This window comes from Agreia sp. Leaf283 (assembly GCF_001422485.1).
In the GTDB taxonomy this organism is placed as follows: domain Bacteria; phylum Actinomycetota; class Actinomycetes; order Actinomycetales; family Microbacteriaceae; genus Agreia.
Window position 1 is genome coordinate 1,267,632 of record NZ_LMNF01000001.1, and the last position, 25,542, is coordinate 1,293,173.

Here is a 25,542-nt window from a genome sequence, read left to right on the forward strand (position 1 = left end):
CTCTTTCTGGCGCGGGGGAGGGTTCGGGTGGGCGCGCGGGATCAGCCGCGCGAGTTTTTACGCGGGAACAGGTGGCCGAGCGCGGCCGGCGGTCGCATCGTTGTTCCCGCGACCACGAGCACGGCCAGGGTCACGAGGTAGGGCGCGGCGGTCGGCAGCTCGCTGGGAAGCGGCACGAACACGAAAACGAGCACGAGGGCGATGCCGAGCAGGAGCGGCGCGAGTCCTCCCCGGCGCTTGCCCGCGAACATCCGGCTGAGACCGATCGCCACGAAGACGATCGCCAGGATGAAGAGCAGCGCCTTGAACGTCTCCGGCCTTCCGAGCCCGACGGCGTCGCTGAAGCCGAACAGGCTCGACCCCAGGAAGACGCCCGACGGCATCCAGTTGCCGAAAATGAGCGTCGCGAGGCCGATGAATCCTCTGCCGGCCGTCTGGTTCTCGACGTACGCCTGCGAGATGAGGGCGAGATAGCCGCCCGCGAATCCGGCGAGGCCGCTGCCCACGAGAACCGCCACCCAGCGGGTTCGGTGAACGCTGCCTCCGAGGGCCTGCAGTGCGGCGGGCTGCTCGCCCGCAGCCCGCCAGCGCAGCCCGAACGGAGTGCGCCACAGGATGTATGCCGTCGCGGGAATGAGGAGCAGACCGATGATCGCGGCGAGTGAGACGTCGCGCGTGAGTCCACCCACGATGCCGCCCAGCTGGGTGATCACGGGGATGCCCGACGCCTCCATGGCGCGAGTCGCATCAGGGGTGCCGAATCCTCCTGAGAGGAAGGGGATGCCGATGTTCGGCAACGAGCCGTCGATGCGCGGTGACCGCGAGATCGTGCCGCCGTCGACCCCGTTGAACACGATGTCCGACATGAAACGGGCGAGCGCCGCGGCGACGACGTTGATGGAGACACCGACGATGAGCTGGTTGAGTCCCATCTCGATGCAGAGCACGGCCATCAGCAGGCCGAAGACGAGACCGCCCACGATTCCTCCGCCGAGCGCCGCCCACGGCCCCCAGAACCAGCCGAAGATGCCGGCCATCCAGGTGCCGCCGATCATCATGCCCTCGAGGCCGACGTTGATGATGCCCGCCCGTTCGGAGTACAGGCCGCCGATGGCGACGACCGCGATCGGCACGGTCAGGCGCAGGGCCGAACCCCAGGTGGATGACGCCGAGATCCCGGGGGCGTCGGCCACGTACTGCGCCACGACGATCAGCGCGAAACCGAGAAGGCTCCAGCGCAGGGCCATGCGGAGGGTGCGCCGACTGGGCGCGAGCGAGCGCGGAGCGGCGGCGACGGTCTTCGTCGCGCCGTCGACGGTCAGGCCGGCGGCGGCCCCACTGCTGTCGGTCATGAGGATGCCTCCACGGTCTGTGCGCCTGCCCTGCGTCGGCTGCGGATCGCGTTCCACAGAGCGAGCCGGCGATCGGCCTTGTCGGTGAACCAGTAGCCGATGGCGCTCGAGAGCAGGATCACGGCCATGAACACGGAGCCGACCTCGGTGGGAAGCTGAACGAGGCCGAGCACCTGCGAGCTGCGCTCGACGAACGCGAGCACGAAGGCGCCCACAGCGACGCCTATCGGATGCGATCGGCCGAGCAGGGCGGCGGCGAGACCGGTGAACATCAGGTCGGTCGGCAGGGTGCCGTCGAAGCGGAAGGCGACGCCGAGCACATGCGGAAGACCGACCAGCCCGGCGATCGCACCGGATCCGAGCATCGCCCAGATGATGCGCCGGTTCACCTTGATGCCGGCCGATTCCGCCGCCTCAGGAGACTTCGACGCCACCTGCAGGGTGAACCCGAACGTCGTGCGGTACTGGATCAGGTAGAAGACGATGCCCACGACGATGGCCAGAACGAGGAAGCCCGAGATCGACGTGCGGTTGCCGATGCCCAGGTCGACGAGCGCGGGCATCGCCCCGTCGGCGCCGATGATGGCCGTGCCCGTGTTCTGCCCTCCGCCCGAGCGGAAGACGTTGGCGAGCAGAATGGCGACGACCGTGGTCGCGATGGCGTTCATGAGGATCGAGGTGATGACCTCGCTGACCCCGCGGTACACGCGGAGCAGCGCCGGAACCAGGGCCCAGAGAGCGCCGACCAGGCAGCACACCAGCAGGGTGATCGGCAGTCGCAGATAGAGCGGAAGGGGCAGATTGGCCGCGACCACCGCGCCGGCCAGCGCGGCGACCCGGTACTGGCCGTCGACACCGATGTTGAACAGACCCATGCGCAGGGCGAAGGCCGCCGCGATGCCGGCGAGGTAGAGCGGCACCGCATTGTTGAGGGCCGATACGAGCGAGGCCGGCTCGATGCCGTAGTTCCACATGACCTCGTAGGCGCTGGCGGCCGAGTAGCCGCCGAAGGTGAGGAAGAGCGTGGTCACGAGCAGTGCCAGCAGCACCGATACGACGGGGCCGGCAATCGTGAGCAGGATGCGCCGCGTCATGCCGCCGCCTCTCCCTGGCGCCGCACGCCGGTCATGTATTCGCCCAGCTCCTGCGCATCCACGTCTGAGGGCAGGAGTTCGGCCACGATGCGGCCCTTGTAGAAGACGAGCAGGCGATCGGAGAGCGAGAGCAATTCGTCGAGGTCAGCCGAGATGAGAAGCATGCCGAGTCCGCGATCGCGGGCCGCGGTCAGTTCGGTCCAGACGGCCGACTGGGCGCCGATATCGACGCCGCGCGTGGGGTGGGCGGCGATGAGCACGTCGGGGGATGAGCCCAGTTCGCGCCCCACGATGAATTTCTGCTGGTTGCCGCCCGAGAGCGACGAGGCGAGGCTCGCGACGGAGCCGCCGCGCACGTCGAACTTCTCGATGATCGAGGCGGCGGCCGCTGCGGCGCCGGAGCGGCTGAACCATGGGCCGCGTTTGATCGGAGCCCTCGAGTGGTAGCCGAGGGCGGCGTTCTCTCGTAGGGCCATCGACAGCACGAGACCGTCCTTGTGCCTGTCTTCGGGAATGTAGGCCATGCCGCGGGCGCGGCGCTGCTCGGTGGTGAGGGCGCTGATGTCGTGCCCGCCCAGCGACACGGTGCCGGTGCTGGCGGCACGGCCGAGAAGGGCGAGCAGCAGTTCGGACTGCCCATTGCCCTCGACACCGGCGATTCCGACGATCTCGCCGCTGTGCACGGCGAACGACACGTCGTCGAGCGCGGCGACCTCGCCGTCGAGGCCGACGCTGAGGTTGTCGGCGGAGAGCACGACGTCGTCGCCGGGCGGCAGGGAGCGGGGGCTCACCGACGGCATGGCGACCTTCACCATCAGCGAGGCGAGTTCGGCGGCGCTGGTCTCCGACGCGATGCGGTGCCCCACCACCTCGCCCGCCCGGATGACGGTGATCTCGTCGGCGAAGTCGAGCACCTCGTCGAGCTTGTGCGAGATGAAGATCACGGCGGCACCCTCGGCGGTGAACGCGCGCATCGCCGCGAACAGCGACTGCGCCTCGCTCGGAACGAGCACCGCGGTCGGCTCATCGAGGATGATGATGCGGGCGTCGCGATAGAGCACCTTGAGGATCTCGACGCGCTGTCGGCCTCCCACGCCGAGCTCGCGCACGACGGCGTTCACGTCGACCGGGAAACCGTTCGTCGCGGCGAGTTCCTCGACGCTCCGACGGGCGGCCCGGCTGTCGAGCCGCAGGGCCGAGCCCGGCTCGTCGGCGAGCACCACGTTCTCCCACACGCTGAGCGCGTCGGCGAGCAGGAAGTGCTGGTGCACGATGCCGATGCCGGCGCGCTGGGCGTCGCGGGGCGACGAGAACGTGCGAGGCTCGCCCGCGATCGTGATCGTGCCCTCATCGGGGTGCTCCTCACCGGCGAGGATCTTCATGAGGGTCGACTTGCCCGCACCGTTCTCTCCGACGATCGCGTGTACCGTGCCCGCTTTCACGGACAGGTCGATGCGGTCGTTGGCGGTGAAGGCGCCGAACCTCTTGACGATGCCCGTCAGGCGCACCAGCTCTTCCTGCTTCTGCATGCCAGTCCTTCTCGGCTAGAGCGTCCTTCTCGGCTAGAGCGCCGACGTCACCGTGATCGTTCCGGCGATGATATCCGCCTTGGCCTTCTCGAGCTGCTCGCTGTACTGGTCGACGAAGCCGCCCGAGGTCGAGTAGCCGACGCCGTCGTTGGACAGGTCGAAGTCCTGCTCGCCCTCTTCGAGGGTTCCATCGAGGAATGCCTTGATCGAGTCCTCGACGGCCACATTCACGTTCTTGATGGCCGAGGTCAGGATGTACGGCTTGATCGAGTCGTCGACCTGCTCGTAGACGTCGCCGTCGACCCCGATGGCCCAGTTCTTCTGGGCGTCGGTGCTGGATGCGGCCGCCTGCTCGTAGACGCCCTGGCCCGATCCGCCGGCTGCGGCGTAGATGACGTCGGCTCCGCTGGAGTACATCGATGCGGCGGCCTCCTTGCCCTTGGTCGGGTCGGAGAATCCGGTGAAGTCACCGAGGGGAGCCAGGTAGGTGGAGTCGACCGTGATGTTCGGGTCGACCGAGGTGGCGCCGGCCTCGAAGCCGACGAAGAAGTTCTGGATGCTCGGCTGGTCGACGCCGCCGATGAATCCCACGTGGCCCGTCTTCGACGCGAGTGCCGCCGCCATGCCGACGAGGTAGGAGGACTGCTCTGCGGCGAACGAGATGGTGGTGGTGTCGGGGATGACCGTGCCCTTGTCGATGTCGACGGCCACGAACTGCGTGTCGGGGTGGTCGGTCGTCTGCTCCATCGGGGTCGCGTACTGGAACCCGATGCCGATGGCGAGGCCGGCTCCCTCGGAGATGGCGAGGTCGAGGCGGTCCTGGTAGTCGTCGGTGTTGGGGCTGGAGAGGTCGATGGGAGTGAAGTCGAGGCTGTCCTGCGCATCGGTGAACCCCTTGTACGCGCTGTCCATGAACGAGAAGTCACCCGTCGTTCCGTAGAGCATCGCGACCTTGGGAAGGTCGGGATCGGTGCTGGCGCCCGTGGTGGCCGTCTTGCCGGAGCAGGCCGTGAGCGCGAGCGAGGCGGCGAGCACGAGGCCGCCGACCGCGAAGAGGCGAGAGCTGTGGATGCGTGACAAAAGGGTCTCCTTCGGACGGTTCGATAGGGCGACGGTACGCCGCAAAACGCTTTGCAGTGTTTCCCGAATGTTTCGAGTATAAGAAATACTCCGGGGGTGCAAAACGATTGGTATACAGTGCTGCCATGTCACGCGTCCTGCTCCTCGGAGAATCCTGGTTCGTCTATTCGGTTCACCAGAAGGGCTTCGACTCCTTTCACACCTCCGAGTTCACTCTGGGCGGGCAGGAGTTCGTCGCCGCCCTGCGCTCGGCGGGTCACGACGTCACCCACATTCCGGCGCACGAGATCTCGACGCGCCTGCCCGCCGATGCCGAGGGCATCGCGGCGGTCGCCGATGTCGTCGTGATCTCCGACGTCGGAGCCAACACGTTCCAGCTCCCCCCGGCCACCTTCACCCGGTCCGAGGCACAGCCCGACCGCACGGAAGCCCTGCGCGAGTTCGTGCAGCTCGGCGGCGGCCTCCTCATGGTCGGCGGCTATCTCACGTTCTCCGGCATCGATGCGAAGGCGCGATGGGGGCGCACGCCGCTCGCCGAGGCGCTTCCCGTCGAGATCCTCGATCGCGACGACCGGGTGGAGCTCCCGGCCGGCGCCGCGCCGCAGCTCGCCTACGCGCATCCCATCACCGACGGGCTCGACGAGCAGTGGCCCGAGCTGCTCGGCCTCAACGAGGTGACCACCCGGCCGGGCGCGGCGACGCTCGCGAGCTGCGCCGGGCATCCGTTGCTGGCCGTGGGAGGCTATGGCGCGGGTCGAAACGCCGCGTTCACCTCCGACCTCGCGCCGCACTGGGCGCCGCCCGCATTCCTGGGCTGGGCGGGCTATGCCCCGCTCTTCGACCGCACGATACGGTGGCTCGCGGGGGAGGAGATCGAATGACGAACGAGCAGACGACCCAGGAAGCAGGGCGGGCACACGAGCAGCCCGTGCACACCATCATCACCGGGGCGACGGTTCTCAGTCGCACGACCCGGCCCGCCCCGAACTACACCGCGCTGCCGCGCACCGATGTCGCGGCGCGCGGAACGGCGACGTTCCTCGACGACCATGCCATCGGCATCCGGGGCAACACGATCGCGTGGGTGAAACCCAGCGTCGAGGTGACCCTGGCCGAGCGTGACGCGGCGACGACGCTCATCGACGGCCGAGGACACGTGGCCATTCCCGGGCTCATGAACTCTCACACGCACTCGCCGATGACCATGTTCCGAGGCTCGGCCGAAGACGTGCCCACCAGCGAGTGGTTCAACGCCCACATCTGGCCGATGGAGGTCAACCTCACCGAGCGCGACGTGACCTTGGGCGCGCAGCTCGCCGTGGGGGAGATGCTGCTCGCCGGTGTCACGAGCTTCGCCGATCACTACTTCTCGACAGACCGCATCGCCGAGGTCGTGGCCGAAAGCGGCGCGCGGGCACTTCTCGCCTCGACCTTCTTCTCGTCGCAGGGGGAGGAGGGGATCGAGCGGTCCGCGGCGTTCGCCGAGCGCTGGAACGGCGCCGCAGACGGCCGAATCACCACCGCGATGGGACCGCACGCGACCTACACGGTGAACGACGCCGACCTCGAGAAGACGGCCGAGCACGCCCGCCGTCTCGGAGTGCGCACCCACATCCACGCGTCCGAGAGCCCCTCGCAGACCCGCTCGAGTCTCGACCGGCTCGGGGTCACGCCCATCCAGGTGCTGCACGACACCGGCATCCTCGAGACCGGGGCCATCATCGCGCACGGCGCGGGCATCATCGAAGACGACCTGCGCTGGCTCAGACCCTGGGCAGACCGGGTCGCGGTCGCCTCGTGCAGCAAGGTGTACCTGAAGCACGCGCAGTCAGGCGGCACGCCCGTGAAGACGCTGCACGATGCCGGCATCACCGTGGGGGTCGGCACCGATGGACCCGCCTCGCACAACACCCTCGACGTGCTCGAGAGCGTGCGTTTCCTCTCGATGGTGCAGAAGAACGTGCACAGCGACGCCACCTGGTTGACCTCGCAGCACGCCCTCGACCTGGCCACCCGGCAGAGCGCGCACGCGTTCGGGCTCGGCGACTCGCTGGGCGCGCTCCTGCCCGGCTACACGGCCGACATCGTGCTGATCGACACCTTGGTTCCGCACATGCAGCCCATGCACGACCTGGCCGCGGCGCTGGTGCTGAGCGTCAAGTCCTCCGACGTGCGCACGGTGCTCGTCGACGGCCGCGTCGTCGTGTCGGGTGGGCGGCTCACCACCATCGACGTCGCGAGCGTGGCCGACGAGCTGCAGCGCCGGGTGCCCGCCCTGCGCGACACCTCGCACGGCCGTTCGATCCAGGATTACGCGCCGTGATCGAGGCGGCTCGCTCGACCTGGCCCGAGGTGGCCGCGCATGTCTCCGCCACGTCGGGCGTCGCCATCCTGCCGTTCGGCGCGCTCGAGCAGCACGGCCCTCAGCTGCCCCTGTCGACCGACACCGCGACCGCCGAGGAGGTCGCACGGCGGCTGGCGACCCTGCTCGACGCCGTACTGCTGCCGCCGGTGCACTACGGCGAGACCTGGAACAACGCGGGCTACCCCGGAACCGTCTCGCTGTCGCCGGGAACCGTGACCGCGATCGCGAAGGACATCGGGGGCTCGCTCGTTCTCTCAGGGGTGCGCGCGCTCGTGATCGTGAACGGCGACTGGGGCAACCGGGCGCCGCTCACACTCGCCGCCCGCGAACTCGTCGACGAGGGGGTCATCCCCGCCCTCGTTCTCGATTATCCCGGCATGGATGCCGCCATCGACGAGGTGCGCGAGTCGCGTCCGGCTGCTCCAGGGCTGAACCACGCCGAGGAGGTCGAGACCTCGATCATGCTGGCGATCGACCCGTCGACCGTGCATCCCGAGCGCTATGTCGCCGAGTACCCGGTGTTTCCGCCGGAGTTCGGAACCGTGCCGATGCAGCTGCACCCCTTCTCGCCGAGCGGCGTGTTCGGCGACCCGTCGGTTGCCACGGCCGCCAAGGGGGAGTACATCCTCGCCCGAACGGTCGAGGCCTCCCTCGAGGTGCTCGAGACTTTCCTGAGCACCCTCCCCCCGCGCCCCTAGCCGCAGCGCTCCGGCGCATGTTGCTCGCGGCGACGGATGTTGCCGGTCGCCCGGGCACATCCGTCGCGCTCGGCAACATTCGCGGCCGGGGCAGGGGGGCAGAAGGGTCAGGCGTCGTAGTTCTGGATACTCCTGCCGTGGCTTCTGTCGGTCAGGCGGGCCAGGCGCGGCTGGAGTTCGGCGACCACTGCCGGGATGTCGATGGTCAGCACCTTCCTGCCCCTCATCAGAACGCGACCGGCGACGATCGTGGTGTCGATGTCGTTAGAGCGGGCGCTGTACACGAGCATGTTGGCGTAGTCGTGGATCGGCTGGTTGCGCGGCTCCGACAGATCGACGAGCACGAGGTCGGCCTGGCACCCGGGGGCGAGGCGTCCGATGCTGTCGCCGAGCTGCACGGCCTTGGCGCTCTTGACCGTGGCATGTCCCAGCACCTGGCGCGAGGTCAGGTAGGTCTGGTCCCGTTCGAGCGCCTTCTGAGTAAGCGCCATGAACGTCATGCTCTCCCACACGTCGAGCGTGTTGTTCGAGGCGGCCCCGTCGGTGGCGAGCCCAACGGGGATGCCGGCCGACTCGAGCAGGCGCACGGGTGTGGTGTCGGGCCCGTGCTTCAGGTAGCCCTTGGGCGCGCTGCCGATTCCGATGCTTCCGGTGGCAGCGAGGAACAGCGGCAGGTCCTCCGCCACGATGCCGATGCCGTGCGCGATGAGCAGCTTTCCGTCGAGCAGCCCCGCACGGCGGAGCGTCTCGATGGGGGTGTGGCCGAAGCGCTCGCGGCTGTGCTTCATCTGGTACCGCGCCTCCGAGGCGTGGATGTGCACGAGGAGGTCGTTGTCGCGGGCCGCCTCGGCGGTCTTCGCGAGATCGTCGTCGGTCACCGTGTAGGGAGCATGCGGCGCGAGGGCGGTGGTGATGCGGCCACCGGCGGCTCCACGGTAATCGAGCGCGAATTGCAGCGATCGCTCCAGCCCGGCCTCGCCGTCGGATGAGAAGTAGGTGGAGCCGAGCACCCCGCGCAGCCCGCTCTCATCGGTGACCCGGGCGATGGCATCCATGTTGAAGTAATGGTCGGCGAACGTGGTGACGCCGCTGCGGATCATCTCGGCGGCCGCCAGCCTCGTGGCCAGCTCGACGTCGTCATCGGTGAGGTTGACCTCCATAGGCCAGATGAAGTCGTTGAACCACGTGTCTTCGGGAACGTCCTCGGCGGCTCCCCGGAACATCACCATGGGCGAGTGCGTGTGGCAGTTGATGAAGCCGGGCATCGCGAGCATTCCGGATGCGTCGATCGTCTCGAGCGCAGGGATGGGTCGCTCCGAGGGCGGCCGGGATTCGGAGATCGATTCGATGAGGCCGTCGCGCACGACGATGGTCTGGTTCTCGGCGAAGTCGACCTCGCCGAGATCGTTGTGCACGAGCACGACCGCGTTGGTGATGACGAGGTCGGCGGGGGCAGGCTGCGGATCGGTCATGATCATGCTCCTTCGGTGCGCGGGCGGGGCTACTGGAGCGCGGCCAGCGCGAACGACACCATGTCGGCGAAGGTGGCCTCGCGTTCGGCAGCGGTCATCTCGGAGCCCGGCAGGTCGCTGATCGTGCCGACCATCAGGGCGTCGAACTTCTCTTTGATCGCCACAGCGTAGAGCCCCGCCGCCTCCATGTCGATGCCGATCGTGCCATAGGCGAGCAGCCTGTCGACGAGCTCGGCGTCGGGGTTGTAGAAGCTGTCGGTGGTGAACAGCGGGCCCACGTGGATGGTCTTGCCCGTCGCCTCGCCGTGCTCGACGGCTTTGCGCAGCAGCGGGAACGAGGGCGCGTGACTGAGCGTGACGCCGGGCACCCACTCCGCGGTCATGTTCGAGTTCGTGTGCGCGGCCGAGGCGGCGACCACATCGCCGAGCTTCAGATACGGGGCGATACCGCCGATGGTGCCGACCCGGATGATGCGGGTCACGTCGTAGAAGCGGGCCAGCTCGGTCGCATAGATCGCCATCGAGGGCATGCCCATGCCCGAGGCGAGTACCGAGATCGGCTTTCCGTTGAAGGTCCCCGTGTAGCCGAGGATGCCGCGCACCTCGGTGACGAGCTGCGGATCGTCGAAGAAGGTCTCGGCGATGAGCTTGGCGCGGCGCGGATCGCCGGGCATCAGAACGTCAGGGGCGAAGGCTCCGGAGTCGGCGCCGATGTGGGGAGTGGCCATGATGTGTCGTCTTTCTGTGTTGCGCTGATCGAGCAGGTCGCTCAGCGACCGTATCGAGATCGTCGGGGCGGGCGGGGTCAGCCGAGCTGGGATGGTGCGTAACGCGACAGCACGGCGCGCTCGGCGGCGCTGACCAGGCTGTAGAAGACGAGAGAGACGGCGGTGAGGATCGCGGCCGCCGCCCACAGGCCCGTGTAGTCGGAGTGCGCGCGCGAACTCACGATCTCATGGCCGAGGCCGTCGCCGGTCGCGAGCCACTCCGCGAGCGTGGCGGCCAGCACCGCCGTGGGGGCCGCGATGCGCGCGGAGGCGAAGATCGCGGGCAGCGTGTAGGGCAGCTGCAGGCGCCACAGCGTGCTCCAGACCGAGGAGTCGTAGCTGCGCAGCAGGGTGAACGCGTCGGCGGGAACGCGCTTCAGCCCTCCCTGCGTGTTGGCCAGCGTGGGAAAGAAGGTGACGATGGCGGTGATGGCGACGACACCTCCTAGCCCGCGGCCCAGTGCGAGAATCAGCACCGGTGTGAGCACGATGATCGGAACCGAGCGCAGGGCGACGGCCACGGGTGTGAGCACACGCTCCACGATGGGAAAGAGCACGAACGACACGGCAGCGGCAATGCCGATCACGAGCCCGGCGATGTAGCCGACCCCCGCGTGCACCAGGGTCACGCCGAGCGCGTCGAGCATCACGGCGCGGTTCTCGCCCGCGTCTTCGGCGGTGAACAGGTAGGTGTACACGTCGATGGGCGACTTGCCCACGAACGGCGACATGTCGAACACGATCAGATACGCCCACCACGCGGCAAGGATCACGAGGATCGATCCGACCGTCCAGGCCGCGGCGCGCAGGGCCCGGGTTCCGAGCGACCCGCGCACGGCCGGCGCCGCCTGCTGGGCGTTCGAGATCGTGGCCGACCACGGGGTGAGCCAGCGGCGCAGCAGGCCGAAGAGGCCGTAGGGCACGGCCGCCATCAGGGTCGCGATCACGGCGACCGACCACACGCGGGCCAGATCGAGCGACATCAGGCCGTTGATGAGCAGCACGCCCAGACCGGCCTTCGCGCCGATGAACTCGCCGAAGATGGCGCCGAGCACGGCCGCGGCGGCGCCGATCTGCAGCCCCGTGAGAATCGAGGGGATGCCCGAGGGCAGCCGCACGAAGCGCAGCGAGCTCAGGGCCCGGCCGCCCCAGGCGGTCACCATCGTGAGCGGGCCGCCGTCGGCGGAGCGCAGGCCGAGCATCGTGCCGACCAGGGTGGTGAAGAACACCGACAGCCCTGCGAGCACGACCTTCGCCGTGTCGGGGTCGAAGGTGAGCTGTAGCAGCGGGTTGACCGCGACCAGCGGCAGGCAGAACAGGGTGAGCGCCAGCCGCAGGAAGAGCGACTCGAGGGCCGGAAGCTGCACGAAGAGGATGGCCACGACGATCGCTGCGAGATTGCCCCAGAACCATCCGCGCACCGCGATCCACGCCGTGCTGGTAAAGGCACCGACGTAGAGCTGCGGCTCGGCGATCAGGCTCCGGATGATCGCGCTCGGCGACGCGAGCACGCCCAGTCGCGTGAGGGCGACGTCGGCCAGGATCTCCCACAGCACGACGAGCGCGACGCTCACCAGCGCGGTGGTCACCCAGCCCGACAGCGCGGCCCGGCGGCCGGCGCGCTGGGAACGCGCGCGCTCGGTGGCGATCGCCTGCTGCTGCGCCGGCGTGTGCAGCGAGGCAGTCGGCGTCGAGGTCGAGGTCGGCGTCGAGGACGACACGCTCACGCCTCGACCGCCTGCAGGGACTCCTCGTCGGCGCCCGCGTGCAGCAGCGAACTCAGCTCGTCGCAGACCGCGTGGAACTCGGGGGTCGAGAGCAGCTCGCGGCGTCGGGGCCGCTCGAAATCGATGGTGATGTCTCCCACGATCCGGCCCGGCCGCGGCGACATGACGATCACCCGGTCGGCCAGGAACGCCGCCTCCGAGATCGAGTGGGTCACGAGAAGGGCGGTGGCGCTGGTCGCGCTCCACAGCTTCTGCAGCTCCTCGTTCATGCGCTGCCGGGTGATCTCGTCGAGCGCTCCGAACGGTTCGTCGAGCAGCAGGATCTCGGGTTCTGCGACGATCGCCCGCGCGATCGCGACCCGCTGGCGCATGCCGCCCGACAGTTGCGACGGACGCGCATCCGCGAAGCCGTCGAGACCGACCAGCGTGATCAGCTCGTCGATGCGGCTCTTCGGAATGCTCACGCCCATGACCTGGCCGGGCAGGCGGATGTTGTCGCGCACGCTGCGCCACGGCAGCAGCGACGGGTCCTGCAGGGCGAGGCCCAGCCGGTGGGCCGTGCGGATGCGTGACGGGCTCTCCCCGTGGATGGTCACCTCGCCCGCGGAGTATGACTCGAGGTCTGCCAGGATGCGGAGGATCGTGGACTTTCCGCAGCCCGACGGGCCGAGCAGGGCGGTGAACGACCCCTGGGGCACGGCGAGGGAGATGTCGTCGAGCGCGAGAACGTCGCTCTTCTTCGACGAGTACACCTTGGTCAGGTTGCTGAGGGTGAAGCCTGTGCCGTCCACGTCGGGTGTCCTTGTCGTCGGGTGCGGGTGGTGCGGGGTGCGGGTGGATGGATGCCGCGGGTGGGGGAGTCGGGTCGGCCCCACCCGCGGCGGTCGGTTCTACTGCAGGCTGGACTTGCCGCCGTAGATGTCCTCGAGCAGCGAGTTGTCGAAGAGCGAGGCGTCGACGTCGGTGATTCCGAGCGTCGTCAGGGTGTCGACGTTCTTCTCGATGCCCTCGTCCGACATCCAGAACAGGCCGTGCTCGTCGGTCTCATCGGTCACGAGCAGATCCATCTGGCGCTCGGCCTGCTTGGTCTGCTCTTCGACCGTGAGGCCTCCGTCTTTCGCGTAGTCGTTGACCGTGAGGTCGACGGCCTCGGTGGGGTCGGCGACGTAGCTCTGCCATCCCTCGATCTCTCCCTTGAGGAAGCCCTCGATGGCCGCCTTCTTGGCCGGGTCCTCGAGGGACTCCTTCGTGACGGCGTAGACCTGGGCGTAGACGTCGAGCCCGAAGTCGGCGGTGAGGAAGGTGACTCCCTCTTTTCCGGTCGACTCCTCGTAGGCGATGGGCTGCTCGCTGTAGAACACCCAGAGGCCGTCGACCTCGCCGCTGACCAGCGGGGCGACGTCGAAGCCGACCGGCACGGACGTGACCTTCGAGGCGTCGACGTCGTTGACCTCGAGCAGCGCATCCTGAGCCGCCTCGTCACCGCTGGGAACGCCGATCTTCATGCCCTCCATGTCGGCCGGAGTCGCGATCGGCTTGTCGGGGCTCGAGAGGATCGCGAGGGGGTTCTTCTGGAATCCGGCGGCGACGATCACGAGGTCGGCGCCTTGCTCGTTGGCGCGGGCCACGGTGTCGGCGTTGCCCATTCCGATGTCGGCCTGTCCCGAGACCACCGCGGCCATTGAGTCGACGTCGGGGCCGCCGGGCAGGATGTCGACGTCGACGCCGTTCTTGGCGTAGTAGCCCTCGGAGTCGGCGACGTAGCTGCCGCCGAACTGCACGAGCGGGATCCACGAGGTCTGCAGGGTGAGGGCGACGGGGCTGTCGGAGGACGGGGTCTCGGAACTGGCGCTGCTGCTGCAGCCCGCGAGCACCAGCATGGCCGACAGGCCCAGGGCGGCACCGGCGATCAGCCTCGTGGGGCGTCGGGCGGGCGAGGTGCTGGCGGGGGCGGTGCGGGCAGAGGCGGTGCGGGCAGAGGCGGTGCGGGCAGCGGAGTTGAGGGTGAAGGGGGAGCGGGAGCGGGAGTGCATTGATTCTCCTTGGCGGGTGGGAGGCTATGGCGGGCATGCGGCAGGCGCACAGGACTGTGGTGCGGGTCGGGCTGCAAATCGTTTTGCGACTTCTCCGTCCGACGGTACGGGGAGTGTGTTTCAGCCCGATTTCTTCCTGTTTCTGGACTGTAAAAGAAAGTTGAACGGCCGCTCGAGTCATACCTCTCTTATGCGGCCGTATTTTCGGTAGCAACTCGTTTTGCAAAATGCGACACAGGGTCGTGAGTGCACGGCTCTCTCGGTTACTGTGAGTTCGTGACCGACACCCCATCGAAGCCGTGGACAATGCAGCAGATCGCTGCTGCCGCCGGCGTGAGTGTCACCACCGTCTCGCACACCCTCTCGGGAAAGCGACCGGTGAATCCTGCGACGGCCGAACGCATCCAGAAGCTGATCACCGAGTTCGAATACGTGCCCGACTCCGGCGCCCAGCGCCTCAAGTCGGGGCGAAGCGGCATGATCGGCCTGGCCGTGCCCGACATCTCGCACTGGTACTTCGGCCGCATCGCGCGCGGTGTCGAGGAGGTGGCCGACGAACTCGACTACGGACTCATCATCTGCAGCACGTCGAACTCCGACCCGCGTCGGGAGAAGCGCTACTTCAACCTGCTGCGCACCCGGTCGATCGAGGGGCTGATCTACACCGCGAGCAGGGAGATCTCGGCGAGCGACGAACTCGTGCGGGTGTCGGGCAACTCGCCCATCGTCTTCGCCGACGAGAAGGTCGACACCCTGCCCGACGTTCCGTCAGTCACCTCGAGCAACTTCGTGGGGGCGCAGATGCTCGGCCGCCACCTGCGCGATCTCGGGCACACCCGGGCCGTCATCATCGCCGGATTCGCGGGACTGCACTCGACGATCGAGCGCACCAGAGCCATCAAGGAGTCGTTCCCGAACGCGCTGACGCTGCACGGCGACTTCGAGCTGAAGTCGGGCTACGACCTCGTCTCCGACCTGCTCGCCCACGAGGTGAGGTTCACTGCGCTCTTCGGCTGCAACGACTACATGGCGATCGGCGCCATGACCAGGCTGCGCGAGGCCGGCCTGCGCGTTCCCGAAGACGTCTCCGTGGTCGGCTTCGACGACGTCGACATGGCCGCGATCGTCACCCCGGGGCTCACCACGGTGCGACAGGACATGGCTGAGATCGGCCGACGCTCGGCGCACCTGCTCATCGCGGGACTTCACGCGGGCGGCTTCGACGCGGTCGAGTCCGAGTCGCTGCCGACCGAGCTCATTCTGCGCGGCTCGACGGGCCCGGCCCCGCGGTAGAGCCCTCCCGAGCGTCCCTTCGACAGGCTCAGGGAACGGGGGCTGCCCTTCGACAGGCTCAGGGAGCGGCAGGCGGCCCTTCGACAGGCTCAGGGAGCGGCAGGCGGCCCTTCGACAGGCTCAGGGAACGGGCAGAACGGGGCGCGACCTAGGCGTTGTCTCCGCCGGTCTCGTCGACGGCCTGCAGGTTCTGCCGGTCGAAGCCCACGCCGTCGTCTCCCGACCACAACCACTGGGCGACCTCGGGAATGTCCTCTCCGTGCTCGCGCGTGTACTGGCGGGCGCGCATACGGGCATCCTGCATGTCCTGCCGAAGCGCGGCCGCCTTCGACCCCAGCCCGGGAACCCGATCGATCACGTCGATCACCAGGTGGTACCGGTCGAGGTTGTTCAGCATGAGCATGTCGAACGGGGTGGTCGTGGTGCCCTCCTCGATGAATCCGCGCACGTGCAGGTTCGCGTTCGCCGCCCGACGGTAGGTCAGGCGATGGATGAGCCACGGGTACCCGTGATAAGCGAACACGATGGGCTTGTCGGTCGTGAAGATGGTGTCGAAGTCGCGGTTCGACAGGCCGTGCGGATGCTCGGTCTCGTCTTGCAGGCGCATCAGGTCGATCACATTCACGACGCGCACGCGCAGCTCGGGCAGGTGCTTGCGCAGCAGGGATGCGGCCGCGAGAGTCTCGATGGTCGGAATATCGCCGGCGCACGCTAGCACGATGTCGGGCTCGTCGCTCGGCCGCTCCGTGCCGGCCCAGTCCCAGATGCCGAGGCCGCGCGTGCAGTGCGCCACCGCCTCCGGCATGCTGAGCCACTGCGGCCCGGGCTGCTTGCCCTCGACGACCACGTTGATGTAGTCGACGCTGCGCAGGCAGTGGTCGTAGGTCGACAGAAGCGTGTTCGCGTCGACGGGCAGATACACCCGAACGACGTCGGCCTTCTTGTTCACGACGTGGTCGATGAAGCCCGGATCCTGGTGGCTGAAGCCGTTGTGGTCCTGCCTCCAGACGTGGCTCGAGAGCAGGTAGTTGAGGCTCGACACGGAGCGACGCCACGGAATCGATCGGGCGACCTGCAGCCACTTCGCGTGCTGGTTGAACATCGAGTCGACGATGTGGATGAAGGCCTCGTAGCAGTTGAACAGTCCGTGCCGGCCGGTGAGCAGGTAGCCCTCGAGCCAGCCCTGGCACTGGTGCTCCGACAGCATCTCCATCACCCGACCGGCGCGGGCCAGGTTCAGGTCGACGGGCAGGATCTCGGCGTTCCACTGCTTGTCGGTGACCGTGTAGACCTCCTGCAGGCGATTGGATGCCGTCTCGTCGGGCCCGAAGATGCGGAAGTTGTCGGGGTTCAGCTTGATGACGTCGGCGAGCCAGCCTCCGAGCACCTTCGTGGCCTCGGCCGTCTCGTGACCGGGGGCCGTGACGTCGACCCCGTACTCGCGGAAGTCCGGCATCCGGAGCTCGCGTCGCAGCAGCCCTCCGTTCGAATACGGCGTCGCGCTCATGCGCAGGTAGCCCTCGGGCGCCAGACCGGTGACGAAGGGCGTGGGCGCCCCCGACGAGTCGAAGAGCTCCTCCGGCTTGTACTTCTTCATCCACGATTCGAGCAGGCGGGTGTGCGCTTCGGTGTCGCGGGCACTCGCCAGCGGAACCTGGTGCGCGCGCCACGTGTTCTCCACGGGCAGGCCGTCGATCTCGGCAGGGCAGGTCCAGCCCTTGGGCGTGCGCAGGATGATCATGGGCCAGCGGGGAGTTCCCTCGAGGGTGCCGTCGGCGGCATCCTGCTTGATGGCGGCGATTTCGTTGAGCACGGTGTCGAGCGTCTCGGCCATCCGGGCGTGGACGAGCAGCGGGTCCTCGCCGTCGAAGCCGCCCGACACGATGTGCGGGTTGTGTCCGTAGCCGCGCATCAGGGCGAGCAGGTCTTCTTCGGGGATGCGTGCCAGCACGGTGGGGTTGGCGATCTTGTAGCCGTTGAGGTGCAGGATCGGCAGCACGACGCCGTCTTGCAGCGGGTCGATGAACTTGTTGGAGTGCCAGGCCGTGGCGAGCGGACCGGTCTCGGCCTCGCCGTCGCCGATCACCGCGGCCACGAGCAGGTTCGGGTTGTCGAACGCGGCGCCGTAGGCGTGCGAGAGGGAGTAGCCCAGCTCGCCGCCCTCGTTGATCGATCCGGGGGTCTCGGGCGCGGCGTGGCTCGGGATGCCGCCGGGGAAGCTGAACTGGCGGAACAGCCCGCGCATGCCGTCGACAGACTGGTCGATCTTCGAGTAGATCTCGGAGTACGTGCCGTCGAGCCAGGCGTTCGCCACCATGCCCGGGCCGCCGTGGCCGGGGCCCGCAATGTAGAGCGTCGGCAGAGAGCGGTGCCGGATCATGCGGTTGAGGTGGGCGTAGACGAAGTTGAGCCCGGGAGTGGTTCCCCAGTGCCCGAGCAGGCGCGGTTTCACATCGTCGCGGCTAAGGGGGCGCTCGAGCAGCGGGTTGTCGAGCAGGTAGATCTGACCCACAGAGAGGTAGTTGGCGGCCCGCCACCAGGCATCGACCTGCAGTAGCGCCTCGCCCTCGAGCGGCTCGGCCGGCCGCTGATACCAGGGGTTGTGCGCGTCGCGCGGGATGACGGGCGACTGAAGCCCGTCGATGGTGGATGCGGAACCGGTCATGGAAGGTCTCCTTCAGCACTGCACGGGGGTAGTGCTGCTCATCCTAGGCGCGCGGTGTGTCCATTCGGGAGGAGCTTGACGCACGGGCAGAACGGGATGCGCGCCACGCCTTCCACCGCGAGACGGCCTTCGCGAGAACGCGCTTCAGCCACTGACCCAGGCGGTGGGCGGCGGGAAACTCGGTGCCGAGGATGGCGATGCCGAGGAACACGATCAGCCAGCCCGGCCCCGGAAGCGGCACGAGGATCAGCCCGACGATCGCCACCGTCGCGCCGAGAACCGCTACCGCGAATCGGTAGGCGAACCGGATGCGCGGGTGCCGCTCGACCCAGGCCCGGGCACGGCGCAGTGCGCGGCGCACCGGATTCTGCGGGCTCTCGCCGATCTCGATCTCTCGGGTGAGGGTGTCGGTCATCGCTTCACGGTAGGCGAGAACCCTCCCGGTTGCCTGAGCACAGCGCCGTTCCCTGAGCCTGTCGAAGGGCATGCGTGCCGTTCCCTGAGCCCGTCGAAGGGCAGCCACGTCGTTCCCTGAGCTTGTCGAAGGGCATCCAAAATCTTTGTTTATCTTGCTTTCGCAGACAAACAGACATAAAGTCACATCACAACACAGCCAGACGCAGGTTCACAGGCGAATCGAAAGACGAGGTCAACGACGACATGTACGCCATAGAGCGGCATCAGCAGATCGGCGAAGCGATCGGCGCGCAGGGCCGCGTCACGGTCACCGAGCTCTCCGAGCGATTCGGCGTGACCGCAGAGACCGTGCGCCGGGATCTCGACCACCTCGAACGTCGTGGCGTTCTGCTGCGAGTGCACGGCGGGGCCGTCGCCGGATCGAAGACGAGCCTGGCCGAATCGACCGTCGCCGTCAGGGCCGACAAGTCCCGTGACGCGAAGCTCCTGATCGCCCGCACCGCCCTCGGCATGATCGGCGACACGTTCCGCGGCTCGATCCTGCTCGACGCCGGAACGACGACCGGGATGCTCGCCGAACTGCTCGTCGACTGGAACCCGTCGCACGGGCATCCGCTGACCATCATCACGAACTCCGTTCCCATCGCGGCCCTGCTGCACCTCAACCCCGCCATCGAGCTGCACCTGCTCGGCGGCAGCGTGCGAGGCCTCACCAGCGCGGCTGTCGGCGCATCCACGATCGAGCAGCTCGATCGGCTCCGGCCCGACATTGCCTTCCTCGGCACGAACGGCGTCAGCGCCGCCTTCGGCCTCAGCACTCCCGAAGAGAGGGAGGCCGCGGTCAAGGCCGCGATGATCCGCCGATCCCGGCGTTCGGTCGTTCTGGCCGACTCGACGAAGCTCGACGAGGAGGCGCTCTACCGGTTCGCCGAGCTGCGCGACCTCGACACCCTCGTCTCGAACGTCGACCCCGCCGGAACGCTGTCGGCCGCCCTCGACGCCGAGGGCGTGGAGGTGATCGTGCCGTGATCGTCACCCTCACCGTGAACCCCTCGTTCGACCGCACGGTCGAGCTCGACGCTCCGCTCGAGCGCGGCCAGGTGCAGCGCGCCGTCGTCACCGGCCAGGAGCCGGGCGGCAAGGGCGTGAACGTCTCGCGGGCCCTGCATGCGGCCGGATGCGAGACCCTCGCCATCCTGCCCGGTGCGTCGACAGACCCGCTGGTCGTGGCGCTCGAGGCGTCGGGCATTCCGACGGCGACCGTGTCGATCGACGCGCCCATCCGCTCGAACATCACCCTCACCGAGCCCGACGGAACGACCACGAAGCTCAACGACCCGGGCGTGCACCTGAGCGCGGAGACCGTGGCCGAGCTGATCGAGGCGGTCGTCGCGTCCTGCGCCTCGGCGTCGTGGCTCGTGCTCGCCGGCTCGGTTCCTCCGGGCGTGCCCGACACGTTCTACGCGGATCTCGTGCGAGCCGTGCGGGCCGTGCCGAGCTCTGTGGGCACGGGGTTGCGCATCGCCGTCGACAGCTCGGGCGCGCCGCTCGCCGCCCTCGTCGCGTCGGGGGAGCGGGTCGACCTCGTCAAGCCCAACGCCGAGGAGCTGCTGCAGCTGGCGGAATCACAGGGACTCGACACGGGTTCTGCGACGCACGAGGAGCTCGAGGCCGATCCGGCGCTCGCGGTGTCGCTCGCCGAGGCGCTGATCTCGCCGGCCCTCGGCGCGGTGCTGGTGACGCTCGGATCGCACGGAGCCGTGCTCGTCGACTCCGACGCCGCCCGGTTCGCGCCGGCCCCCCGGATCGTCGCCCGCAGCACGGTCGGCGCCGGCGACTGCTCGCTCGCGGGCTACGTGCTCGCAGACCAGAGAGGCGACCTGCCCGCGGGTCGCCTCGCCCAGGCGGTCGCCCACGGCGCCGCAGCCGCCTCCCTCCCCGGCACGACCGTGCCGAGGCTCGACCAGACGCATCCCGAACAACTCGTCGTCACCACGCTTCCGCGCATTCCCGCGGAGCGAATCACCCTGTAAGGAGAACAACGATGTCTTCACTCATCACCCCCGGGCTGGTGATCCTCGACGAGGATCTCGGCACCGACCGCGCGGCCGTCATCCGGCGCCTCGCGGGACTCGTCACCGCATCCGGTCGCGCGAGCGACACCGAGGCGCTCTTCGCCGACGCCTGGGCTCGCGAGAGCAAGACCGACACCGGCATCCCGGGTGGCATCGCCATCCCGCACTGCCGCTCGACGGCCGTGCTCGAGCCGACGCTCGCCATGGCCAGGCCTGCCCCCGCCGTCGACTTCGGCGCATCCGACGGCCCCGCCGACATCATCTTCTTCATCGCCGCGCCCGACGGCGCCGACCAGGCCCACCTCGTGCTGCTGTCGAAGCTCGCGCGGTCGCTGATCAAGCCCGAGTTCGTGACCGCGCTGCGCGAGGCTCCGAGCGCCGAGGCGATCGTCGAGCTCGTCGACGGCGCGCTGGCCGACGAGCCTGTCGCCGCTCCCGCGTCGGATGCGGCCGGGTCGGCTGCCCCCGTGGCCGACGCACCGGCACCGGATGCCGCAGCCCGGCCCATCCTCGTCGCCGTCACCGCCTGCCCCACCGGCATCGCGCACACCTACATGGCGGCCGACTCGCTCGTGGCGGCCGCGAAGCGCGCCGGAGCAGAGCTGCACGTCGAGACGCAGGGATCGTCGAGCGTCACACCGCTCGACCCCGCGATCATCGCGAACGCCGTGGCCGTGGTCTTCGCGGTCGACGTCGACGTGCGCGACAAGGCGCGATTCGCGGGCAAGCCCGTCATCCAGGCGCCGGTCAAGCGCGGAATCGACGAGCCCGACCAGATGATCGCCGAGGCGCTCGCCGCCGCGAACGACCCGCAGGCGCGACGTGTCGCGGGTGACGGCGCCGCGGCATCCACCGGCACCACGACCGACGAGCATGTGGGCCAGAAGATCAAGCGCTGGCTGCTCACCGGTGTCAGCTACATGATCCCGTTCGTCGCGGGTGGCGGCCTGCTCATCGCCCTTGGCTTCCTGCTCGCGGGCTACAAGATCAGCGGCAACGCGACCGACATCATCCTGAACTACAGCCTCTTCAACCTGCCCGACGGAGGCCTCGGCACCTACCTCGGCGCCGTGGCATTCGCCATCGGTGCGGCGTCGATGGGCTTCCTGGTTCCCGCCCTCGCCGGCTACATCGCCTACGCGATCGCCGACCGTCCCGGCATCGCGGTGGGCTTCACCGCAGGTGCGGTGGCCCTGCTGATGAACGCCGGATTCCTCGGCGGCCTCGTCGGTGGTCTGCTCGCCGGATTCATCGCGTGGGCGCTGGGGCGGCTGCAGGTGCCGCGCTGGCTGCGCGGACTGATGCCCGTCGTCATCATCCCGCTCGTCGGCTCGATCTTCGCATCCGGCCTGATGGTCATCGTGCTCGGCGGGCCCATCGCTCTGCTCATGTCCGGCCTCACCACGTGGCTCTCGTCGCTGACCGGGGCGAGCGCGGTCATCCTCGGCCTGATCCTGGGCGTCATGATGGCAGCCGACCTCGGTGGACCCATCAACAAGGTCGCGTACGCCTTCGCGGTGGCCGGCCTGTCGGCGGGCTCGGCCACGAACCAGGCGCCGTGGGAGATCATGGCCGCGGTCATGGCCGCGGGCATGGTTCCGCCCCTGGCGCTCGCCTTCGCCACCGTGCTCGACAAGAAGCTGTTCAGCGCCGCAGAGCGCGAGAACGGCAAGGCCGCGTGGCTACTCGGCGCCGCGTTCATCTCGGAGGGCGCGATTCCGTTCGCGGCCGTCGACCCGCTGCGCGTCATCCCCGCCGGAATCGTGGGAAGCGCCCTGACCGGCGCCATCGTGATGGGCTCCGGGGTGACCTCGCAGGCACCGCACGGAGGCATCTTCGTCTTCTTCGCGATCGGCAACCTGGCCATGTTCATCGTCGCGATCCTTGCCGGGACCGTCGTATCCGGACTGCTCGTCGTGGCGCTCAAGCGCTGGGTGCGTCGCCGCCCGGTCGAGGGTGTCGACACCGCCGACTCGTCTGTGGCCGGCGGAACCTCGTCGGCTGCGTCGGCCTCGTCCGCCAAGGCCGGCGTGCCGGTCGCGGCCCGCTGATTCACCCTCGCTGACACCTCTTCATCGAAACCTCTGAAACAAGCACCCCCGATTCAAGAAATGAGACACACCATGCCTGAACGCACCGCCACCATCGCCAGCCGCGTCGGACTGCACGCCCGTCCCGCCTCCGTCTTCATCGAGGCGGTCAAGCGCCAGCCCATGAAGGTGACCATCTCGAAGGCCGGCAGCACCCCGCTCGACGCGGCGAGCATCCTGTCGATCATGAGCCTGGGCGCGGCGAACGGCGACATCGTCACGCTCGCCGCCGACGGCGATGGGGCCGAGGCAGCCCTCGAGGAGCTCGCCGCGCTGCTCGAGACGGACCTCGACGCCGAGTAGCTCGGGCTGAACGCACTGAAGTGCGGAGAATGGCCGCTTCGATCCATACGGAAACGGCCATTCTCCGCACTTCAGTGCGTGTGGGGTCAGGCAGCGAGGTGGAACGTGCTCGCGAAGCGGTCGAGCAGGGCGCCGTGGCCGCGGAGGACCTCGACGGCGCCTGTGTCGATCGCCCGCTGCGGCGCCAAGTCGCCCGAGATGAGCCGGTGGATGGCCGGACCCGTCGCGAAAGCGATGTCGACGGGGCCGTCGCTGCGCGTCAGGTCGAGGGCCGACCCATCCACCCTGATGAACAGCTCCGCGTCGCCGATACGGGCCGCATACGACGTGGCCGGCAGCTCGAGAGCCACCCGCGGTTGGAAGGCGGACCGCAGGTCCATGGTCAATGACGCCGGGGTGACGACCTGCTCGTCTCGTGGCTCGTCCAATGCCTTGAATCCCCAGGCGCCGAGTGCGAGCACCACGGGCTCCAGCTCCCGGCCGTAGGGAGTGAGCTCGTACACGATGATGCGCGATCGCGGTGCGCGGCGGATGATGCCGGCCGCCTGAAGCTCCTTGAGCCGGGTCGCGAGAATGTTGCTCGGGATGCGCGCGAGCCCCTCGGCGAGCTCGCCGTAGCGGCGCGGCCCCACCAGCAGGTCGCGCACGATCAGCAGTGCCCAGCGCTCGCCGATGAGCTCGACGGCTCGGGTGACACCGGAGTACTGCCCGTAATCGCGCGCGGCCATCGAGCCCTAGGCCTGCTCGGGCTGCGCGGACTGCTCGGACTGCGCGGCCTGCTCGGGCTGCTGATCCGCGAACGCCTCGGGACCCTGCTCTGCGGCGACCGGGTCCATCCAACCGAACTCGATGAGGTTTCCATCGGGGTCGGTGATCTGGCGCTGGTACATGAAACCATAATCGGATGCCGGCTGCGGCTCGGTGCCGCCGGCCGACAGTCCGTTGGTCACGGCTTCGTCGACCGCCTCGCGAGTGTCGAGGAAGATCGCCGTGGACACGGCCGGGTTGACCGCATTGTCGCCGATCGGCAGCTTCGTGAACGTCTGGAAGAACTCGCGCACCAGGATCATGAAGTAGTTGTGGCCGTCTTCGACGACGACGCAGGCCGCGTTGTGGTCGGTGAACATGGGATTGATGCTGAACCCGAGCGACGTGTAGAACGTCTTGGCGCGCTCGAGATCGGTGACGGGCAGGTTGACGAACATCGACGACATTGTGGGGCTCCTCAGGTGGCGGTAGGAATGCTGGCTTGGTGAACTGATCTGATACTTGCAAAAAACAAGTGAACCGTCAAGAGTGATTATCGCGCCCTCCGAACCTCCCTTGCGTAGTCATCGAGCACGGTCAGGATTCCTCGATGCTCCCAGACCCTGTTGCGGGAGAATCCGGTGCGCTCGACAAGCACTCCGCGTGTGGTCAGCACATCCAAGGCCCTCGCAACCGTCACATCGCGTGAGCCGAGAGTGCCGACGAGGTAGCGGATGTTGACCACCGGCTGACCGACGAGTCGCGGCAGGATCCTCCATGCGGCCGAGTCGGAACGAATCCCGGACAGTGCTTCGGTGGACTCTCTGAGCTGATCGGCGAGCGCGTTGACGAGAGTGCGCCCGGTGACCGAAGCGTAGCGAGCGGCATCTGCGAACCGCCGCACGATGGGACCCGCGTCTCCCTGTCGATACCGGTTGAGCGCGTCGAAGTACGACTCCGTGTCGACGAGCAGTCCTGCGGATAGTGGCACCGTCGTGTGAGTAGAGATCTTGTTGTGGCGGAGCATCGCCTGTGCCAGGGCGCGGCCGGTACGGCCGTTGCCGTCGACGAACGGGTGGATGGTCTCGAATTGCGCGTGAGCTACGGCCACCTGCACAAGAGAGGGCAGATCTGTTCGGCGTGCGAACACCATGACGTCGTCGACGGCACGTGGCACGAGTTCGTGCTGCGGAGCTATGAAGGATGCTCCGCGAGGGCCGGCGGTGTCGTTGTTCCCGATCCAGACGAGCTCGCGGCGGTATCGCCCCGCCTCGTGTTCCAGGCCGGGCTGTCGACTCAGAAGCTCGTTGTGCATCGCCAGAACGCTTGTCGCGTCAAGGGAGTCGGACAGTCGCAGCGCCGCTTCCATCGCTCGAACGTTGCCGACAACCGTGCGGGCGTGGGACTTCTTGCCTTCGTCGATCTCGGCGAGGGCGAGTTGTTTTGCTGAGGTCGTGAGGTGCTCGATCTGGCTGCTGGATGCCGACTCTGTTCGAAGAAGGATTGCGGACATCGGCGCCAGGGCGGGATCGGTCGAGCCCAGTACGGCCTGAGAATGCAGGTCGAACGTGCGAATGGCCAGTGCTGCTTCCTCGACGTCGGCGATCGTCTCGCTCGAGAGTGCGGGTGACCACTGCGCGATAGGCGGAGTCGTTGCGGAGTCGTAGGGGCCGGTCTGTCGGATCACCTCGGACCGCGAATAGAGGTCGGGGTATCGAGGAGTCCAGTTATGTGTCTCCGAACCTGTCGGCGGAATGGCTATAGCCACCCCCTCACGTGCATCCATGGATCGACCATACCAACACTTATGCGATAAGTGTTGGTATGAAACTTTT

At 68.2% G+C, this 25,542-nt stretch carries 22 protein-coding genes; 8 read left to right on the plus strand and 14 right to left on the minus strand.

What is annotated here, in order from left to right; translation table 11 throughout:
• Window positions 1–41: 41 nt before the first annotated feature.
• From ASF51_RS05735 to ASF51_RS05750, 4 genes are read right to left on the minus strand one after another with little or no spacing between them, the layout of a single operon-like run.
• Entirely contained in the window at window positions 42–1,352 is a 1,311-nt protein-coding gene (locus ASF51_RS05735) for an ABC transporter permease (protein ID WP_055926384.1), read from the minus strand.
• Complete coding sequence (locus tag ASF51_RS05740; protein WP_055926387.1) at window positions 1,349–2,446, minus strand: ABC transporter permease; 1,098 nt, start codon at window positions 2,444–2,446, stop codon at window positions 1,349–1,351. Before ASF51_RS05740 ends, ASF51_RS05735 begins: the two co-directional genes overlap by 4 nt.
• On the minus strand, window positions 2,443–3,975 hold the full coding sequence (locus ASF51_RS05745; RefSeq protein WP_055926391.1) for an ABC transporter ATP-binding protein: 1,533 nt from the start codon (window positions 3,973–3,975) through the stop codon (window positions 2,443–2,445). Before ASF51_RS05745 ends, ASF51_RS05740 begins: the two co-directional genes overlap by 4 nt.
• A gap of 33 nt (window positions 3,976–4,008) precedes the next feature.
• Window positions 4,009–5,055 (minus strand): BMP family protein, encoded by a 1,047-nt coding sequence (locus ASF51_RS05750; protein WP_082479573.1) that lies wholly within the window; start codon window positions 5,053–5,055, stop codon window positions 4,009–4,011.
• Between the two features lie 125 nt (window positions 5,056–5,180).
• On the opposite strand from ASF51_RS05750, the gene ASF51_RS05755 reads away from it, so the two are divergent.
• From ASF51_RS05755 to ASF51_RS05765, 3 genes are read left to right on the plus strand one after another with little or no spacing between them, the layout of a single operon-like run.
• Window positions 5,181–5,936 carry a glutamine amidotransferase gene (locus ASF51_RS05755; protein ID WP_055926394.1) on the plus strand — a complete coding sequence of 252 codons (756 nt, stop codon included), beginning with the start codon at window positions 5,181–5,183 and terminating at the stop codon, window positions 5,934–5,936.
• Window positions 5,933–7,378: an amidohydrolase gene (locus ASF51_RS05760; RefSeq protein ID WP_055926397.1), complete on the plus strand. Its 1,446-nt coding sequence runs from the start codon at window positions 5,933–5,935 to the stop codon at window positions 7,376–7,378. The genes ASF51_RS05755 and ASF51_RS05760 overlap by 4 nt, the downstream gene beginning before the upstream one ends.
• Window positions 7,375–8,118 (plus strand): creatininase family protein, encoded by a 744-nt coding sequence (locus ASF51_RS05765; RefSeq protein ID WP_055926400.1) that lies wholly within the window; start codon window positions 7,375–7,377, stop codon window positions 8,116–8,118. Before ASF51_RS05760 ends, ASF51_RS05765 begins: the two co-directional genes overlap by 4 nt.
• Before the next feature lie 107 nt (window positions 8,119–8,225).
• On the opposite strand, the gene ASF51_RS05770 is transcribed toward ASF51_RS05765, so the two are convergent.
• The 5 genes from ASF51_RS05770 to ASF51_RS05790 form a co-directional block, all read right to left on the minus strand.
• A complete protein-coding gene (locus tag ASF51_RS05770; protein ID WP_055927980.1) occupies window positions 8,226–9,590 on the minus strand; it encodes an amidohydrolase in 1,365 nt (454 codons plus the stop codon).
• A gap of 29 nt (window positions 9,591–9,619) precedes the next feature.
• A complete protein-coding gene (deoD, locus tag ASF51_RS05775; RefSeq protein ID WP_055926403.1) occupies window positions 9,620–10,318 on the minus strand; it encodes a purine-nucleoside phosphorylase in 699 nt (232 codons plus the stop codon).
• 77 nt (window positions 10,319–10,395) lie between these two features.
• Window positions 10,396–12,084, minus strand: coding sequence for an ABC transporter permease (locus ASF51_RS05780; RefSeq protein WP_162236925.1), 1,689 nt, complete (start codon window positions 12,082–12,084; stop codon window positions 10,396–10,398).
• Window positions 12,081–12,875: an ABC transporter ATP-binding protein gene (locus ASF51_RS05785; RefSeq protein ID WP_055926410.1), complete on the minus strand. Its 795-nt coding sequence runs from the start codon at window positions 12,873–12,875 to the stop codon at window positions 12,081–12,083. Before ASF51_RS05785 ends, ASF51_RS05780 begins: the two co-directional genes overlap by 4 nt.
• A 99-nt stretch (window positions 12,876–12,974) precedes the next feature.
• Entirely contained in the window at window positions 12,975–14,117 is a 1,143-nt protein-coding gene (locus tag ASF51_RS05790) for an ABC transporter substrate-binding protein (protein WP_055926413.1), read from the minus strand.
• A gap of 276 nt (window positions 14,118–14,393) precedes the next feature.
• On the opposite strand from ASF51_RS05790, the gene ASF51_RS05795 reads away from it, so the two are divergent.
• Window positions 14,394–15,410: a LacI family DNA-binding transcriptional regulator gene (locus tag ASF51_RS05795; RefSeq protein WP_157412022.1), complete on the plus strand. Its 1,017-nt coding sequence runs from the start codon at window positions 14,394–14,396 to the stop codon at window positions 15,408–15,410.
• Window positions 15,411–15,558: 148 nt separating this feature from the next.
• On the opposite strand, the gene ASF51_RS05800 is transcribed toward ASF51_RS05795, so the two are convergent.
• Both ASF51_RS05800 and ASF51_RS05805 read right to left on the minus strand, forming a co-directional pair.
• Window positions 15,559–18,075: a phosphoketolase gene (locus tag ASF51_RS05800; RefSeq protein WP_082479576.1), complete on the minus strand. Its 2,517-nt coding sequence runs from the start codon at window positions 18,073–18,075 to the stop codon at window positions 15,559–15,561.
• Window positions 18,076–18,118: 43 nt separating this feature from the next.
• Window positions 18,119–18,490 carry a TIGR02611 family protein gene (locus ASF51_RS05805; RefSeq protein WP_055926418.1) on the minus strand — a complete coding sequence of 124 codons (372 nt, stop codon included), beginning with the start codon at window positions 18,488–18,490 and terminating at the stop codon, window positions 18,119–18,121.
• A 245-nt stretch (window positions 18,491–18,735) separates the two neighbouring features.
• Between ASF51_RS05805 and ASF51_RS05810 the strand changes: the two genes are divergently transcribed.
• The 4 genes from ASF51_RS05810 to ASF51_RS05825 all read left to right on the plus strand — a co-directional run bounded on the left by ASF51_RS05810 (window position 18,736) and on the right by ASF51_RS05825 (window position 22,960).
• Window positions 18,736–19,521 (plus strand): DeoR/GlpR family DNA-binding transcription regulator, encoded by a 786-nt coding sequence (locus ASF51_RS05810; RefSeq protein WP_055926421.1) that lies wholly within the window; start codon window positions 18,736–18,738, stop codon window positions 19,519–19,521.
• Window positions 19,518–20,525 (plus strand): 1-phosphofructokinase family hexose kinase, encoded by a 1,008-nt coding sequence (locus tag ASF51_RS05815; RefSeq protein WP_055926424.1) that lies wholly within the window; start codon window positions 19,518–19,520, stop codon window positions 20,523–20,525. Before ASF51_RS05810 ends, ASF51_RS05815 begins: the two co-directional genes overlap by 4 nt.
• A gap of 11 nt (window positions 20,526–20,536) precedes the next feature.
• Window positions 20,537–22,618, plus strand: a complete 2,082-nt coding sequence (locus tag ASF51_RS05820; RefSeq protein ID WP_082479577.1) for a fructose-specific PTS transporter subunit EIIC — start codon at window positions 20,537–20,539, stop codon at window positions 22,616–22,618.
• 72 nt (window positions 22,619–22,690) lie between these two features.
• A complete protein-coding gene (locus ASF51_RS05825; protein ID WP_055927986.1) occupies window positions 22,691–22,960 on the plus strand; it encodes an HPr family phosphocarrier protein in 270 nt (89 codons plus the stop codon).
• A gap of 86 nt (window positions 22,961–23,046) precedes the next feature.
• On the opposite strand, the gene ASF51_RS05830 is transcribed toward ASF51_RS05825, so the two are convergent.
• The 3 genes from ASF51_RS05830 to ASF51_RS05840 all read right to left on the minus strand — a co-directional run bounded on the left by ASF51_RS05830 (window position 23,047) and on the right by ASF51_RS05840 (window position 25,493).
• Window positions 23,047–23,688, minus strand: coding sequence for a helix-turn-helix domain-containing protein (locus tag ASF51_RS05830; RefSeq protein ID WP_055926427.1), 642 nt, complete (start codon window positions 23,686–23,688; stop codon window positions 23,047–23,049).
• Window positions 23,689–23,694: 6 nt separating this feature from the next.
• Entirely contained in the window at window positions 23,695–24,174 is a 480-nt protein-coding gene (locus tag ASF51_RS05835; RefSeq protein WP_055926430.1) for a VOC family protein, read from the minus strand.
• A gap of 86 nt (window positions 24,175–24,260) precedes the next feature.
• Window positions 24,261–25,493, minus strand: coding sequence for a Fic family protein (locus ASF51_RS05840; protein ID WP_055926433.1), 1,233 nt, complete (start codon window positions 25,491–25,493; stop codon window positions 24,261–24,263).
• Window positions 25,494–25,542 lie beyond the last annotated feature (49 nt).

Bases quoted from the DNA above. Each gene is read 5' to 3' on its own strand.
- ASF51_RS05835 (WP_055926430.1), bottom strand. From the start codon at position 24,174: ATGTCGTCGATGTTCGTCAACCTGCCCGTCACCGATCTCGAGCGCGCC.
- ASF51_RS05745 (WP_055926391.1), bottom strand. From the start codon at position 3,975: ATGCAGAAGCAGGAAGAGCTGGTGCGCCTGACGGGCATCGTCAAGAGG.
- ASF51_RS05740 (WP_055926387.1), bottom strand. From the start codon at position 2,446: ATGACGCGGCGCATCCTGCTCACGATTGCCGGCCCCGTCGTATCGGTG.
- ASF51_RS05820 (WP_082479577.1), top strand. From the start codon at position 20,537: ATGTCTTCACTCATCACCCCCGGGCTGGTGATCCTCGACGAGGATCTC.
- ASF51_RS05755 (WP_055926394.1), top strand. From the start codon at position 5,181: ATGTCACGCGTCCTGCTCCTCGGAGAATCCTGGTTCGTCTATTCGGTT.
- ASF51_RS05830 (WP_055926427.1), bottom strand. From the start codon at position 23,688: ATGGCCGCGCGCGATTACGGGCAGTACTCCGGTGTCACCCGAGCCGTC.
- ASF51_RS05770 (WP_055927980.1), bottom strand. From the start codon at position 9,590: ATGACCGATCCGCAGCCTGCCCCCGCCGACCTCGTCATCACCAACGCG.
- ASF51_RS05800 (WP_082479576.1), bottom strand. From the start codon at position 18,075: ATGACCGGTTCCGCATCCACCATCGACGGGCTTCAGTCGCCCGTCATC.
- ASF51_RS05810 (WP_055926421.1), top strand. From the start codon at position 18,736: ATGTACGCCATAGAGCGGCATCAGCAGATCGGCGAAGCGATCGGCGCG.
- ASF51_RS05805 (WP_055926418.1), bottom strand. From the start codon at position 18,490: ATGACCGACACCCTCACCCGAGAGATCGAGATCGGCGAGAGCCCGCAG.
- deoD (WP_055926403.1), bottom strand. From the start codon at position 10,318: ATGGCCACTCCCCACATCGGCGCCGACTCCGGAGCCTTCGCCCCTGAC.
- ASF51_RS05840 (WP_055926433.1), bottom strand. From the start codon at position 25,493: ATGGATGCACGTGAGGGGGTGGCTATAGCCATTCCGCCGACAGGTTCG.
- ASF51_RS05760 (WP_055926397.1), top strand. From the start codon at position 5,933: ATGACGAACGAGCAGACGACCCAGGAAGCAGGGCGGGCACACGAGCAG.
- ASF51_RS05735 (WP_055926384.1), bottom strand. From the start codon at position 1,352: ATGACCGACAGCAGTGGGGCCGCCGCCGGCCTGACCGTCGACGGCGCG.
- ASF51_RS05825 (WP_055927986.1), top strand. From the start codon at position 22,691: ATGCCTGAACGCACCGCCACCATCGCCAGCCGCGTCGGACTGCACGCC.
- ASF51_RS05790 (WP_055926413.1), bottom strand. From the start codon at position 14,117: ATGCACTCCCGCTCCCGCTCCCCCTTCACCCTCAACTCCGCTGCCCGC.